The following is a 14,701-nucleotide window of genomic DNA, read 5'->3' as shown; positions in this document are numbered from 1 at the left end:
AATAGGTTAATGAATACGCGTCAGATCCACGGTTTGCGCTGGCATTACCCGCCCATAGTCATTAATACTTTGCCAGCGCACAGTGCAGCGAACCGTGTGCCGGCACCAGTCCGTTTGACGCGTTGCAAAGGGAGCCACGACCCCGGCGTTGTCCTGGGCGCGCTCGTTAGCGCGTAATAAAAAGAGCGTAACGTAATAGGGTGTCGGATTGCGTACCGTCGCGCCATCAGGGGTAAGCAACCAGATCAGATGCCGGTAGGCCTGCTGCGGATTGCCGGCGAGTCCCTCAGGGCGATAGAGCAATTTTAAAGCCGAACGAAACGCCATTTGTACACGGTTCGCCTCCGGTTTACCGGAGGGAATGGCGGCGATACTCAAGGTAAACAGACTTTCCCTGTCGGCGGGTAGCGGTCCGCCGGTATAAACCACCCGCATTGAGTTTTCCTGGCGCGCTGAAAGCATAAATAATGGCGGCGTGACCACGAAGGGCGTGATATTCCCTTCGTTTTTGGTTCCTGGCCAGCGGCCACCAGGTAAAATATGCGTATCAATTAACCAGGACGCTTCTGAATGGTTACTTACCGGTACGCTTAATGCCGGGGCGCCCGCATGATAGATAAAGCGAGTACCGCCAATCACCACGCCAGCCTGCGCCCATGATATGGGAAGCAAGCACCAATATATCGCGCAGCGTAAAAAGAACTTATTCATAGGCAAGAATGAAGGTTGCGGAGGCATTGGCGTCCCCGGGCGTTACCGCGCCGCCATCAGCAAGATAACGCGCATAAAATTGCAGATGCGCCGACGCCTGGCCCGGACTGAGCGTCACCACATCACTCTCCTGCCCCAGTGGGATTAAGGTTTTATTTTGATCATAAAGCGCAATCCCAATGCCTGAAGCGTCGCTTTCCCCTGCGGTAAGCGCCAATAAATCCGTATTACGGCTGTCCGCCGCACCGCTAAAACTGACCGTTACGCCGCTGGCAGTGCTGCCGCAGTTTTGTAAATCGATAGCAAAAGGTTGCCATGCAGAACCGTCGCCTGCGCGATAAAACTGCCGTTGAGAAACCGCTCCCATCGCCACGTTAATATTTTCCGAGCCTGGAGAGAGCGAACACGTATTGTCCGTGATGGTTCCGGAGACATAGACCCGGCCATCGTGCGCCTGGACGCCGGATGCCGCCAGCAGCATCCCGATGCCGTACAGGATATCGTTACGCATAATTACGATGGCTCCTCATTCATACTGCATATCGAAATACATGACCGCCGTCGCGTTCCCGGACGTGACCGTCGGCCGGGTCGATTTATAGCGAATATAAAAAGACAGCGTGTTGCGTCCGGCTTTCAACGGATAGACCACCGAGTCGGCATTATTGATACTGATGGTATCCTGATCATCATTCAGAATTTCCACCCCAACCCCGCTTGCTAACATGTTTCCGCTTCCCATTCCGGTATCGGTTATCGCCAGTAGCGCGGGATTGTCCGGATCGGGTTCGCCGGTAAACCAGATCTTCGCCCCGGCAATTCCTCGGGAACAATTCTTGAGGTTGATATTAAAGGGCTTAAATTTTGTCGTTGTTCCCGTCGAAGGAAAATCGCCGACCGCAAACTGCCCTAAATCAATACTTTGACTGAGACTGGAAATATCTATGTCGCAGGTTTGCGCCACAATAGTGCCGGTAAATTCGAGGTTATAAGCGAGGTCGTCAGCGCTGGCATTGATTTGTGGACACAGCATCAGTCCCATGGCAAAAAGAGCGCAGTGTGATCTGTTCATTTAGTCAAAGTCCACTCGCAGGCTGGCCAGTGCGGTAAACGCCCCTTCCGCTGGCGTTTCGCCTGTTGTACTTACCGGGTAGGCCTGCAATGTGATGTTAGCGCGTCCGGCGCTATCGGTGATAAAAGGCGCGACGCTCTGTGCATCATTGGGGATAAGCGCGTTTCCTTCATCGGTTTCGACCACTACGCCGACATCCGCATTATCCGAAGCGATAGCCTGGGGAACGTGGCTATCCGGCGTAGCGATAAGGCGCATTGTTAAATTGACCTGCGAATCCAGGCCGCTGCACTTTACCGGTACGCTAAATTTTTTCGCTCGTACCCCCTCCGGCTTTTGGCCTGCATGGTTGAAATTGCCACTGTACAATGCGCCGAAATTCACCAGAATCGTTTGTCCGGCGTTGATTTCGCAGCTTTGCGGTACGGTCACCGTTCCACTATAAAGAATGCTGTACACGACATCTGTCAGCGGATCGCCTGCGGCGGTCATGACATAAACATTGAACATAGTCTTAGGACTAATATTCACCGTGCCGACGAACGGTTTAACAATTTTGAGCTGAAACTCCAGATTTGAGTCACGAACGTAAAACGGTTGACCCGCTTTCACATTTTCATCATATCCCATCAGGACATTGTTCATTGGCGGATAGATATCGCCCGCCGAAGAATCCTCAATTCGCATTCCGCCTTCAAGATAGTCCGGGTCCAGCTTTAAATATTTCCAGTTACCGCTCGTTTCTACGATCGGATATGGCGACACATAGGAGCGATAAGTCTGGCTATTGGTCGCCGCGCCGGCGGGACACACCGCCTGTACATTAACTTCCTGGCTTTTTTCCAGTTGAACCGTCTTTCCCACCTGGTTTTGTTCTGCCGTCAGAGTGGTCGTTAAATCGTAATTAATACTGGAAGGTACACCGTTAACGTTTTTACACACGTCTGCGAATGCGTACTGCGATACGACACTTCCCACCAGCAGAGCAAATAAAAGAGGTATTTTCATTTAATGACACTCCGCATGTTGTCGACTCAGAATCTGACGGGAGGAAGAGAGATGATAGGACGCGACACACTGTTGATCCGGCAGGTTCCCCCAGCGAACGTGCAGAATGCCTTGCGCTGACAACCCGGAAAGATAGACTTCCCCGGCCTCGTCAACAATCGCCTCCGCATGACGATCATTCACCGTCACCGTTGCGCCAAAGGGTACAGGCTTACCGTTATGATTCAGCGTTACCAGGGCACGCGCGCCGACTCGCGCTTTAAAGCGGGCCAGAACCAGCGCGCCTTCGGTCGGCACAACGCGAGTCACCGCGTCATCAATATCGACATCATCAGCCATCGAGTTAACGTCCAGCGCCATACGGTTTTGGCGATATGTTGTCGCATACGGCACCACCGCATAGCCACGCGCGTCCGTATGAATACCCGGCTGGTCGACAACGCCGACGTTGGCTGCGCCCGGCGCGGCAATCAAAATATTGGTATTGCCCAGCGGCTGGCTTAGCGTCACTCCATGCGCGTGCGCCACCAGGCCGCCGCTCAGGCCATAATTCACCTGCTGGTAATCGCCGTTATCGCTAACGTTATAGCCAATGTTGGCGTTGCCTTTCGCCCCATCGTATTCCAGGCTGGCGGAGCCGCTTTCGCCAATACCGTGATTCTGATAACCTTGCTGTATGTTGTAACTAAGATTGTTTTCGTCCAGCAGTGTGCCGCTAAGGCCCGCATTCTGCGTAACGTTATGCTGTTTGTCCGTACTGGTGCTAAAGGTAGCGTAAACATTGTGATGGCGCGTAACCTCATCATCGTGTTGCAGCCATTGACTTAGCGGCACCGAGATATTCAGCGCGAAAATTTGATCGCGCTCCGCATCGCCTGCGGATTTGTTATTGTTATAAGAAACACTCCATGCAATACCCGCCAGCGTATCGCTGTATCCCACCTGCAACAAAGAATCCTTTTCATCAGTGTGCCAGTAACTTTGCTGACTGCCGGTAATAAAAAGCGATCCCAACCCGCCTAGCTGTTGATTGATATCGAGTTGTACTTTCCCCCTCCTGGTATAATAAAGATTGTAATAATCCGCCCATTCCGGCCTGCTTTTATCGCTGTCAGTCCGACTGTCATCGTCATAGCCGCTCATCCGTTTCCACGTGGTATCATCCAGCGTGTAAAAGCCCGAGGTTGAATAGCGATAGCCCATAAGCTGTAAATTGGTTCCTGACTGTGCAAGCGATTTGGCATACAGGAAACGCAGCGATTGCCCCTGGTAGGTGTTATTATCCGCCAGCGTACTGGTAGCCTGGGTGACATCCAGCGACACCGCGCCCCAGTCGCCCAGATTTGCGCCGCTGCCGATCGCCAGCGCGTGATAATGACTGGAAAGTTGTGTTCCGCCATACAGCGTAAAACCATGCGGTAACCCCCATATCAAGGTCGCCTGACTGAATTTCACCTTCTCTTTTTGACTACTATCGCTGCGATACTCCGCCACCGTCGCCGCATACTTCAGCCGCCCTTCTCGTTGTAGAATCGGCACGGCGGAATAGGGCACGTTATAGCGATTAATAGAACCGTCGGACTCTTTGACTTCCACAGTCAAATCGCCGCTGGCGGCGGTGGGATAGAGATCATTAATAGTAAATGCCCCGGGCGGCACATAGCGCTGATTGATGATGTAGCCGTTTTGCCGAATGGTCACTTGCGCGTTGCTTCTGGCAATGCCGTGAATGGTCGGCGCGAAGCCTTTCATGCTGTCTGGCAACATATTGTCGTCAGACGCCAGTTGTAGACCGCGAAAAGGAATGCTGTCGAATAATGCGGAGGGGGTATAACTATCGCCTGCCGTCAGTTCTCCCTGCAAAAAGACCACATCACGTTCCAGATAGGTACTGATGTGCTGCCAGTCGCTGTCGCTATTCTGATCGCCGCTATTCGCGTTCCATGTGGAGTAGTCGCGTAACCGCCAGGCCCCCAGATTAAGGCCGCTATTCAATCCAAGAAAATAGCTGTTCTCCGCACTGCCGCCTGCGCTCCGATCCTGACTATTCGCGCCGGTAAAGGTGTAATTCAATAGCAACGCGTTAATACCTTCATCCCAGTATTGCGGTGGGATATAGCCTCTGGCGCTGGCAACCATCGCCGCCTGCGGGATGCTAATGTCGAGACGTTGCTGCGCAAAATCAAAGCGGGGCCGGGCGGCCGGTATCGCACTGGCGAGATCCGGGCAACTTCCCGCCGCCGCCTTCGCCAACAGTGGAAACGCCCCGGTGTTTACCCCCATATTTTTAAGCATTTCAGGCGTCAGGCAGGCGCGTAATCCGCTGTCATCGGTGGGCGCGCTTTTTCCCGTCGTTTTCACCGCCTGGAAGGCTATGTCTCTGGTCGCGAGAAACGTATTGTTCAGGTAAACGTCAACGCGATACATTCCCGCCGCCTGGGCATTACGGGAAAAGGTCGATAAGTCGGCCACCGCAGACGGGTCGTCAGACAGAAATGCCGGGTTGAAATAGTTTTCCGCCCACCCCGGCGCAGGCGCCAGTGCGATAGCCAACGCCAGCGGGGTTAATACGGGTTTAGCTACGCTGGAGTAATATCGCGTCATGAAAAGCTGATTACGCATAACATCATGAAGCTGGACAAACGCGTGCTGGCGTCGTTGCGCCAAAATCGTTTACCGTGCGCAAAGATACCTGGCCGGGCGTCGCCGGGAGAGTGATCGCGCCTTTCGGCGGTACCATAGTATTCGGCAGCTTTTTCCCCGCGCTGTACAGTTCAACCATCGAAACGTAGTACGGCGAAGGGTTAGTAATCGTTAGCTGGCCGCGTTCGTTACGGCAGCGAAGCGTCGACGGGGCATGAGCTGGCGCCTCCGCCAGATTTTTCGGGCGAATAAATAGCTTAATCACGCTTTGCGTCGCAATTTGCAGGGAGTTGCCGGTCAGCTTATTTTTATCGACAGAGGGTATCGCTTTACTGTTTAAATAAAATACGCTTTCGCGATCGGTCGGTAATGACGGCCCGACATACATAATACGTAATATATTTTCTTTTTTAGGCTGGATCACAAAGAGAGGCGGCGTGATGATAAAATCCGTCGAGCGTGAACCATCGGCATTGGCGACCCATGACTGAATTAAAAAAACATTGCTGGCAGAAGAATTAATAATCGGCAAGGAGGTTTGCTTACTTCCCAGCGGATAAATCACTCTGGTCGCGCCCAGCGCAATGCCTCCCGCCTGCGCGGCAAACGACAGGCCGGCCGCCGACAGCAGTAGCAATAATCGAAGGAAAATCGGTACCGCAGTGACGCGCGTAACGCCCCTTTCTCGCCTCCCAACAGACGAGAAAAAAATCCCGATAAGGAATCAGGAATAAACCATGCTAAATGTCGCCGTCGCACTAACATTACCGGCAGTCGCCGTACCGGTAGCGATATAATCCACGCTAAGCGGAATAACGTTTTCGCCATCGTTCAAGGTAACAGTACTGGACGATTCACCGATATTCAGCGCCTGGCCATCTGGTCCATAAAGTTGTAATGCCACATTCGTCGCCGAACCTGCCCCAGCGGTATTCGCCAGTGAACCCGGCTGGTTTGCGTCCTGCTGGCCATTAAAAATCACCGCCGCATTCTGGCTGGTCTGAGTATCGCAGTCTTCCAGTTTAATGGTGAAATCTTCTTTTTGATTCGCCACCATACCGGCCTCGGTTAATTTACTGGCGCGAACCTGGCCTAATGTCACGGTCTGATCGACAGAGTCAGCGGAAACAGAACAGGCGGCGTCAACGACCTGTCCGACAAAATTTACCGTACCGCCAGTGACGGTTGTAGTATCCGCTTGCGCGGTGGACAACATTCCGCCAAAGGCAATCGCAGAGACCATTAATGCTAGTACAGGCTTTTTCATTCAAGCTCCTTTTAAATATAAAAATGAGGGTAATCAGATTTTTTAACGCAACGGCTGCTGATATTTCTTCACAGCAATATCACGACTTTTTCTTATGCGAAAAAAAGCGTCTTCTTGTTCTGATATAAATGTCAGAAGCAATAAAACAGCCACTCAACGTCGTGAGTTAATCTTTACGTTATAATGAGATAACGATGTTATTAATTATTAGCAAGCCAACGGCAAGTTGCAATCATCGACATTTGGTTTTAAAGGACTAGATGTAACACGTTGTTTTATATTGACTTTACACCAGCCGTTCGGCCCATCTCCTTTAGCCATATTGACTTTTTAAAAATAGCCTTCATAACAACCTTCAGTAAAACATTCTATTAACGATAACAGGCAAATTCAGTCGAGATATGTAAATATATCGTTGCATATAGTACATTAATACGCCACTGGCAGTTTTCCGAGCGCCGTCAGCCGCCCATTATCAATATGGATATACCCGCCTTTTTTTAGTTCAGACAGAATCTTCATGGTCCGACTGCGCGATATCCCGGTACGCCGTTGAATAAAATTCAACACGATAATGCTTTCCCGGTAGGCCTGTGGATAAGCCCAGATTTCAGTCAGCAGCGCCCGAACTTTCAGATAAGAATCGACGCCGACTAATTCACGATCGCGCGCGCTCATCACCATCAGACGGTAAGCCAGACAACGGGCCACGTCGTGCCACAAATCGCATTCATCGGCGATTTTTATAAAATCCGGCAGGCGAACAAATCTACCGGTACAAACCGTTTCTGCGAGCAAAAAGTGTTCCGGTCGCGCGGGGACATTATAGGTAGCGCCATAGCTGTCAACCATACCCACGACCGATGGCGCAAACGATGAAGATATATGGAGTCGTTTGTCATTATGACAGAAAGAAACAACGCCAGACTCCAGTAATACAATGTAGTGTTCATCATTTGCCTGTAAATAAAACTCATCGCCGATACCCAGCGTAAACGGTTGACCAAATGGCAACAATGCCGAAAATAAGGCATCAATCGCCGCGTGAGGTTTAGCCTGCTGAGAAAAAAGAAAAGAGTGTAATGAATTCTCATTATTATCTTTAGCAAAAGCGTCGTTCATCATTTTTTTCATTAACGGTTGTCTACTCAATGTAGCGTCACAGTATAACCTCTCAAAAAACGCTTAAATTAATAATAAATAACATCGCTATGCAGTATTTCTGTATTCACAACGCACTAATACGCAATATTTTTAAGATTAAGACAATTCTTAATACAAAATGATTACAGAAAATTAATAACGAATTACGCATAAAGAATGAGAGGTCAGGGGGCGCAGGAAAAGAGATTCGAAAGAACGCGCCTTCGAATCTCAAACTAATAGTCCAGATTAATGCAAATAAGCAGTGATATTATCTGAAATAGCGTGGAGCAGCATAATACTCTACCATTTTATCCGCCAGCCAGCCGCCGTCTTCACCGTTAGAATGGATTGTCGTAATACTGATAGTAGAACCACCGCCCCATAAGATCGAAAAGACGTTAAAGTCCGGTAGGTTCAGCGCCTGCATCTGGCTCCAGTCATACCCTTTATCTTTACGTAAAAAGTCGCCGACGGTCGGGACGCCGTAAGTCGCGCTATTTAAGGCCGTATTGAGTAGCTGCAAAGAGAGCGTGTCAGGATCGCTGCCAATGCGGGCGTCACCCATAAAAAAGGTTCCGCCGGATGCAAAGTGCGCAGCGCTGATTTTACTGACGCCCTCTTCTACTGTAGGCATATGGCCGCCTGGGATTTGCCACAGCATGGCGGGCGTCAGCAGCGCTTTCGTCACCTGTTTGACCATCGCCAGGTAATTAAGCCAGCATGTCGCATTCCAGCCATAGTGGGCAAGCGCATCAGGACTGAAACAGTCACGCTCAAATTTATCAAACGCAATAAAGTCCGGCGCATATTCTCCGCTATAAACGCCCAGTTCATGAATAAATTCGGCGATCGCCAGCCCTTCAGCTACCGGATCAGCTGTATCGCGCAGCACCCAGTCCGCCGTTCCTGTCGCCCAGACATTCGTCTGCCAGCCAAAAGCCACGTCCGGGGCAAACTGACGAACAAGATAGTTCACCGCCTGAATATAGCCGTAGAGATCGTCGCTAAACGTCGGCAACGAAGGCGCGATAAAGCCAGCCATCGCCGGTAATGCTTGTATCGCCGCCGCCAGTTGGGCATTCACCGGCACACTGTTTTTTTGCCGTACTACGGTATAGCCATACGGTCCTTGCTGTAGCGCCCCCAGAAAATCCGGGTTAAGCACAAAGGTAGCCGGGACAGGATGCGTCTCATCTTTGTATGACTGCGCCGCCAGACACTGGGTAATAAAGTTACCAAAATGGTTACGTAGCTTTTGCGCATCCTGTAAATCCGCCAGGGCGCTACCGCCGCTGGCATTCGCGGTATAAATGACCATTACCGGCATGACGCTACGCCCGGCTTCTTTTTCTATCTGGCGCACCAGCGCAACGGTTTTATGGATCGGTAACGTCGCGTAATCCAGAAAACCATCCCCGTTCACGTCAACCTCCGCGGCCGGAACCGGATCGCCGCCGCCGTCAAAACCATCGTATTTAAACAACGCGCTAAACGGTATATCGCGATAAAGAGAAACCGTCTCTGGCGCGTTAACCGTCACGCCGCCATGAGCAAGGTAATCAGGCCAACCTTTTACCTGTAGCGTCACGCCGGGCAGAAACTCCAGCGCCACATGGTTGACCTTTTGCAACAACCGTAGCGACCCGGCCTGTTCACAACGCCACGGCACGCTGTCGATGAAAATATCGTCCGTCTGAACATCATACAGCCCGGGCGCAAAGCGTAATGCCAACGTCTGCCGATCGCTACCGCTCTCCAGCATTAATGAGTATTGATATTTACCGCTACTGAACAGATAACGCTGCGGCGCGACGCCATCAGGCAGGCCCAGTAGAGTGGCATCCACCGTCACGAAACTCGCCGTGTCGATCGCAGCCTGCTGGTAAGCGACAGCAACCTCGGCAACCTGCGCCGCGGCAGGGATAAAACCCGTAAGCTGTATGGGGGCCGATATAAAGCGGTTATTAATCATCGCAGGCTGTAGATTGACCGTATAATGATGCCCCGCCAGTAGCCGGGTGATTAACTGAGGTTGGTTGGCGATAAGCGTGACGGTACGCTCATCCGCTTGCGTAGCATCGGCGATCTCAACGGTCAATTTCGCATTACCAAGCGCAGGTGCGTCAATCATCAGACGCACGCTGGCATAACGGACAATCGGCAGACAGGATACCTGGACCTGCGCGGCGGCATCGCCGGTTTGCAGCGTAACGGTAAAAGAGGACTCGACTGGCGCGATTTGCATCTCATCATTCGCCAGTACCGGTACGGTAAGCCGATACGTTCCTGCGCTAAGATCGCCTATTGTCAGCACCTCTCCCCACTCACCGACAAAGCGCCGGGTTTCGCCGGCAGGAAACAGCAGCTCAATCGCCGGTTTAAGCGCCACGGTCTGAGTCATGGCAGGAAAATGAACGCAAATTTTACCCTGACGGGCAGGGGCATGGGCCAACGTCGCGCTCAAATCGCTGATGGCAACTGGCATCTGCGTGGCGGCCAGATAGCACTGTAATTCGGCGGTATCCCCCGCCGCCAGCATCAGCGCGCCGTCATGATTAATGGTGATGGTATTCTTCTCGATGGGCCATCCCCCATCGCTGGCCAGCGTCACGGCCTGATTCCCCAGCATTGTTCCCTGAAACGGACTGTAGGGGTCGGGGTGCGCGCTGGCCGTAAAATTCAGTTGAAGCTGATTGAGATCTACCGCCTGGGCGTAGAGGTTGGTCAGCGTAAAGGTGACGCGTTGATACCAACTCGCGGTATTCAACTCGCTAACGTTAAGCGTAAGGCCGCGTTCCTGAAGGTTGTTATCCTTTTCCGGCGCATCGGGTTCGGCGGGGTGTTCATCTGCGGCGGGTATCGCTGGCGTCTCCTCATCGGATAAGGTTTCAGACTCTGTGTCTTCGGATGACGATGACGCCAGCATCAAGGTGATGGTGGACATTTTTACCGGCACCTGTGTCGCCGCGAGGCTGAAAGAGAGCGTCCCGCGTTCGCCCGGCTGAAGAAGTAATGCATCGCTGTTATTAATGATGATGTTGTTAGTTTCCAGCGTGCCATACGAACTCTCATTCAGCGTAAGCGGCAGGTTCCCTTTGAGCGTACCGCCGCTATTTCCCCATGGAACGATGTGCCCGGAGGCCGTGAACGATATTGCGGCATGGTTCATATCGACCGCATTACCGCTCTCATTAATAAAGGTTAAGGTGATTTTTTGATACCAGCTGTTGACGTCAAATGCGCTGGCATGGATGGAAATGGTCATGGTCTACTCTTCCTCTGTCCCTGGTGGAGAAAAGCCCCGGAAAACCGGGGCTTAAATCATGAAGCCCAATACAGCGTGCTTAATGCCGTGTATTAGTAAGCGCCAAGATCGGTCCATGCACCGCCGACACCGCAGTTCAGGTCAGGCTGGTTGCCCATAGACCACCATTTCACCTGATAGTTATGGCCTTTCCAGCTAACGATTTCGAAAGAACCCCAGTTTGCGCCATAAACGGTCAAAGCATCCCACTGTGCGTAAGGTGACGTTTTGTCATCTGCTGGCGTATCATCCTCAGCTGGCGTGGTATCTTCTTCCTCGTCCGGTACAGGAACGATAATCTCTTCTTCCTCTTCCGGTTCCGGTTGAACCTGAGATAGCGCAGGCACAGCCGTCAGAACAAAGCGCTGTTGAGAGGACGGTTCGTTGTAGCAGTCGCGTACAAACAGGGTGAACTGAAAGGCTGTTTTTTCGCTAACTTCCGGTACCACAACCTCAATGATTTCTGCCGTTTTGTCTGCCACAGCGATTTGAGAAGGCACGCCCCAGCTAAAGGACAACTCATCACTATCTTCATCAGAAGAACCTGCGCCAGACAGCTGTACCGTAGATCCGCCTACGACCAGCAGTTCAATCGCCGCTTTCGGCGCGTGGTTGACTTTCTGCGCGTCGTCGCTATCGCCCTGTTCTTCACCATTTTCTACATTGATACCTTCGAAGTAGAACGGTTCCATATCGATAACTTCAGATTCGATTTCATAACCCAGACCTTCACGCACGGCGTTAACCAGCACGCCGTTGTCCTGATCGATAGTCCAGGTAAACACGCCGCCCAGGCCCAGTTTCGCTGCATATTCGCCTTTTGCTTTGACAGTACGCGGCGTATCCAGGGATAAAAACAGTTTGGATTCCGGGCTATACAGGTAGTCAGCGTCAGCGACCTGGTCGGTGTAAACGTTGAAACCGTTACGACCTTTCTGGTTTTCCAGATCCAGGTAGCTATAAATGACGTCATACCATTCGCTGGTGCCGGATTCGAAAGAACCTGTAGTGTCACCTGTTCCCGGGTTATAAGAACCTTTCAGCGGCGACAGGGATTCAATTTCTGCCTGACGAGCGTTACGGGTATAGCCAGCATAACCGATGTTGATACGGTCAGCGGAGAAACCTTCCGCCAGCAGGTGATCAACGATGGTTTCGACAGCCCAGCCGCCCTCTTCCAGCGCTTTGCGGTTGGTATGGTGGCCAAGCGTTTCCGCCCACGGCGTACCGAAGAAATCATAGGTCATCAGGTTGATGCCATACAGGCCGGCAGCCAGCAGATCTTTTACGTTAGCGTGATCAAAAATCGTGGTCACTGCGGAAGCAGCGATAGAGATCTTCACATTGCTCAGACCAGCGGAATCCAGCTGTTTACGCAGTTCGGCAATCAGCAGCGCGTAGTTAGCGCCATCTTCCGGACCAAACGGGTTGCCCGCCCCTTCATCGTTCGGGTATTCCCAGTCAATATCCACTTCGCTGAACATCGGGAACTGTTTGAACAGTTTCACCACGCCTTTGGCGAAGATTTTACGAGAAGAGTCAGAAGCGGCGGTTTCGTGGAACCCGTTACTCATGCTCCAGCCGCCGATACTCATGGAGAGCGCCAGCGTGTGACCTGCGGCTTTCGCTTTTGCCTGCATATCACGCAGTGCGCCCAGCATACCTTTGGCGTTAGCCTGGGTCACGGTTTTCGGATCAACATCCCAGCCGCTGGTTTCAAAACCCAGGTTGATATAAGACTGGAAATCGCCCCACGGATCGAGGAAGGTCGGCTCATATTTCACTTTGCCGCACTGTGCTGCCGCTTCTGCTACGACATCGCGGTTTTCTTTATCAATTTTTCTGAAACCGGTGATGCCAACAAAGCCGAAAATCAGTTTGTCATAAGCCGTCGGTGAAACGTTGGTTAAATCATAACCACGGCCCGGTTGGGACATATTGCCTTGCAGACGGCTGTCATACTGTGACCAGTCGGTGTAATAACCGAATACCTTCGGTTTAGTCGTGGAATTTTTATATTTATTGTATACCGGTTTCGCAACACGAGCGGAAGTATAGCTTATTTTATCATCGCTTGTTGCAGGGTCAAAACCATTCGCTGCATGGGTAGTTTCAGTAATTGTATCGCCTTGAATCAGTTTGCTTGTAGCCATTTTCAAATTTCCTTTTACGTTTCAAAATTGTCGCAGCTCGTTCTGCGGGGTCCATAATCGTTACAGGCATAAAAAATAGCTAATCACAAAACATCATCTTTTTAGATGATATAAAAATCATAAAAATGAGGTTAACAACACCGTCTACCGAAGAGAAAACAACACCTCTCAGCGCCCGCTTAGTCCGTTCTGGTGAGAACATAGTAAATATCATTTATCATGTAATTAAATATCATTTAATTACAATGAAATAATGTGATTACACTCGCTATAGACAATGACAATACAATAAAACCAGTGACATTTATTGGATTAAGACATTTCTCATACAATATAGTCACCACAGACAACCAGGATGTACATTTCTAAAGGAAGACGTTATGAAAACTTATATCATTAATAGCAACTGCATTTACAATGAAGGTAAATATGAACTGAGGACGGTCTCAAATTCACAGGTTATTAAAATGACTGCGATGAGAGCCAAATGTCTCAGTTTCATCATCGAGAATGCTCATCTGGAGATTATCGAGCGACAAAAAATAACCACCGCGTTATGGGGAAGTCGAAGCCACTATGTTAATGATGCAAATCTAACGCAGATTCTCTATTTAATCAGACGTGACCTTAAAGCGCTTGGTATTAAGGATCTTTTTATTACCATTCCAAGACAAGGCCTCAAAGTTAATAGTGATATCGCCATTATCGCGACGGATAGCGAAACAAAGGGAAGAAAAAAACAGATTGTACGGCAAACCATCGCTGCCCTGACGACCGTATTTTCAGTAACGTTAGGTTCTCTCATGTATCTGCATATTCACTAAGCGAAGGAAAGGGAAGATGAATCCAATTATAGATGGAATTATTGCGCTTGAAGGCGGTTACGTATTTAACCCTAAAGATAAAGGCGGCGCCACCCATTGGGGCATTACCGAAGCCACGGCGCGAGCGCATGGCTACGCTGGCGATATGCGGGATCTGACCCGCGCTGAAGCCTACGCGATTCTCGAAGAGGATTACTGGATAAAACCAGGCTTTGATGTCATCTCGACGCTATCGTGGCCAGTCTCCTTCGAGCTGTGCGATGCGGCAGTCAACATAGGCGCTTACCACCCCAGCGCGTGGCTGCAACGCTGGTTGAACGTCTTTAATCACGAAGGTAAACGCTACCCGGATATTCATGTGGATGGCAATATTGGCCCGCGGACGCTTGCCGCTCTCGAACATTATTTGGCCTGGCGAGGCCAGGAAGGGGAAGCCGTTTTGGTGAAAGCCCTCAATTGCAGTCAGGGCACGTACTACTTAAACGTTGCTGAAAAAAACCACAATAACGAACAATTTATTTATGGCTGGATCAAGAATAGAGTGACCTAGACCCGGCTGAAAAAAGACGCGTA

Annotated in this window: 12 protein-coding genes; 2 read left to right on the top strand and 10 right to left on the bottom strand. The window is 50.8% G+C overall.

Going from position 1 to position 14,701, the window contains the following annotated elements:
* Positions 1 to 6 precede the first annotated feature (6 nt).
* The 10 genes from bcfG to NA624_RS05065 all read right to left on the bottom strand — a co-directional run bounded on the left by bcfG (position 7) and on the right by NA624_RS05065 (position 13,304).
* Positions 7 to 738, bottom strand: coding sequence for a fimbrial chaperone BcfG (bcfG, locus tag NA624_RS05110; RefSeq protein WP_001135032.1), 732 nt, complete (start codon positions 736 to 738; stop codon positions 7 to 9).
* A complete protein-coding gene (locus tag NA624_RS05105; RefSeq protein ID WP_001243232.1) occupies positions 704 to 1,222 on the bottom strand; it encodes a fimbrial protein BcfF in 519 nt (172 codons plus the stop codon). The genes bcfG and NA624_RS05105 overlap by 35 nt, the downstream gene beginning before the upstream one ends.
* A 15-nt stretch (positions 1,223 to 1,237) precedes the next feature.
* Positions 1,238 to 1,783, bottom strand: a complete 546-nt coding sequence (locus NA624_RS05100) for a fimbrial protein BcfE (RefSeq protein ID WP_001082038.1) — start codon at positions 1,781 to 1,783, stop codon at positions 1,238 to 1,240.
* Complete coding sequence (locus NA624_RS05095; RefSeq protein WP_000701256.1) at positions 1,784 to 2,791, bottom strand: fimbrial protein BcfD; 1,008 nt, start codon at positions 2,789 to 2,791, stop codon at positions 1,784 to 1,786.
* Positions 2,792 to 5,413, bottom strand: a complete 2,622-nt coding sequence (gene bcfC, locus NA624_RS05090) for a fimbrial usher BcfC (protein WP_001245842.1) — start codon at positions 5,411 to 5,413, stop codon at positions 2,792 to 2,794.
* 4 nt (positions 5,414 to 5,417) lie between these two features.
* Positions 5,418 to 6,146, bottom strand: coding sequence for a fimbrial biogenesis chaperone BcfB (gene bcfB / locus NA624_RS05085; RefSeq protein ID WP_077905440.1), 729 nt, complete (start codon positions 6,144 to 6,146; stop codon positions 5,418 to 5,420).
* A 12-nt stretch (positions 6,147 to 6,158) separates the two neighbouring features.
* Complete coding sequence (locus NA624_RS05080) at positions 6,159 to 6,701, bottom strand: fimbrial protein BcfA (protein ID WP_000743356.1); 543 nt, start codon at positions 6,699 to 6,701, stop codon at positions 6,159 to 6,161.
* A 429-nt stretch (positions 6,702 to 7,130) separates the two neighbouring features.
* A complete protein-coding gene (locus tag NA624_RS05075; RefSeq protein ID WP_000738619.1) occupies positions 7,131 to 7,835 on the bottom strand; it encodes a winged helix-turn-helix transcriptional regulator in 705 nt (234 codons plus the stop codon).
* 280 nt (positions 7,836 to 8,115) lie between these two features.
* A complete protein-coding gene (locus NA624_RS05070) occupies positions 8,116 to 11,112 on the bottom strand; it encodes a hypothetical protein (RefSeq protein ID WP_000155807.1) in 2,997 nt (998 codons plus the stop codon).
* A 92-nt stretch (positions 11,113 to 11,204) separates the two neighbouring features.
* Positions 11,205 to 13,304 carry a glycosyl hydrolase family 18 protein gene (locus NA624_RS05065; protein ID WP_000235810.1) on the bottom strand — a complete coding sequence of 700 codons (2,100 nt, stop codon included), beginning with the start codon at positions 13,302 to 13,304 and terminating at the stop codon, positions 11,205 to 11,207.
* Positions 13,305 to 13,684: 380 nt separating this feature from the next.
* Between NA624_RS05065 and NA624_RS05060 the strand changes: the two genes are divergently transcribed.
* Together NA624_RS05060 and NA624_RS05055 are read left to right on the top strand one after the other, a co-directional pair.
* The gene (locus NA624_RS05060; protein WP_000860678.1) at positions 13,685 to 14,128 is read left to right on the top strand and encodes a winged helix-turn-helix domain-containing protein; all 444 of its coding nucleotides are present in this window, start codon (positions 13,685 to 13,687) and stop codon (positions 14,126 to 14,128) included.
* Between the two features lie 16 nt (positions 14,129 to 14,144).
* Complete coding sequence (locus NA624_RS05055; protein ID WP_001068134.1) at positions 14,145 to 14,678, top strand: glycoside hydrolase family 108 protein; 534 nt, start codon at positions 14,145 to 14,147, stop codon at positions 14,676 to 14,678.
* The last annotated feature ends 23 nt before the right edge of the window (positions 14,679 to 14,701 follow it).

The sequence above is a fragment of the Salmonella sp. NW38 genome, assembly GCF_051807745.1.
GTDB lineage: Bacteria > Pseudomonadota > Gammaproteobacteria > Enterobacterales > Enterobacteriaceae > Salmonella > Salmonella enterica.
This window is presented reverse-complemented; position numbering and strand designations above follow the sequence as displayed.

What these genes read in the sequence shown, in the direction of transcription:
- NA624_RS05070 (WP_000155807.1), bottom strand. Translation starts at nt 11,112, where the DNA reads ATGACCATTTCCATCCATGCCAGCGCATTTGACGTCAACAGCTGGTAT.
- NA624_RS05075 (WP_000738619.1), bottom strand. Translation starts at nt 7,835, where the DNA reads ATGAAAAAAATGATGAACGACGCTTTTGCTAAAGATAATAATGAGAAT.
- NA624_RS05060 (WP_000860678.1), top strand. Translation starts at nt 13,685, where the DNA reads ATGAAAACTTATATCATTAATAGCAACTGCATTTACAATGAAGGTAAA.
- NA624_RS05100 (WP_001082038.1), bottom strand. Translation starts at nt 1,783, where the DNA reads ATGAACAGATCACACTGCGCTCTTTTTGCCATGGGACTGATGCTGTGT.
- bcfG (WP_001135032.1), bottom strand. Translation starts at nt 738, where the DNA reads ATGCCTCCGCAACCTTCATTCTTGCCTATGAATAAGTTCTTTTTACGC.
- NA624_RS05065 (WP_000235810.1), bottom strand. Translation starts at nt 13,304, where the DNA reads ATGGCTACAAGCAAACTGATTCAAGGCGATACAATTACTGAAACTACC.
- NA624_RS05105 (WP_001243232.1), bottom strand. Translation starts at nt 1,222, where the DNA reads ATGCGTAACGATATCCTGTACGGCATCGGGATGCTGCTGGCGGCATCC.
- NA624_RS05080 (WP_000743356.1), bottom strand. Translation starts at nt 6,701, where the DNA reads ATGAAAAAGCCTGTACTAGCATTAATGGTCTCTGCGATTGCCTTTGGC.
- NA624_RS05095 (WP_000701256.1), bottom strand. Translation starts at nt 2,791, where the DNA reads ATGAAAATACCTCTTTTATTTGCTCTGCTGGTGGGAAGTGTCGTATCG.
- bcfC (WP_001245842.1), bottom strand. Translation starts at nt 5,413, where the DNA reads ATGCGTAATCAGCTTTTCATGACGCGATATTACTCCAGCGTAGCTAAA.
- NA624_RS05055 (WP_001068134.1), top strand. Translation starts at nt 14,145, where the DNA reads ATGAATCCAATTATAGATGGAATTATTGCGCTTGAAGGCGGTTACGTA.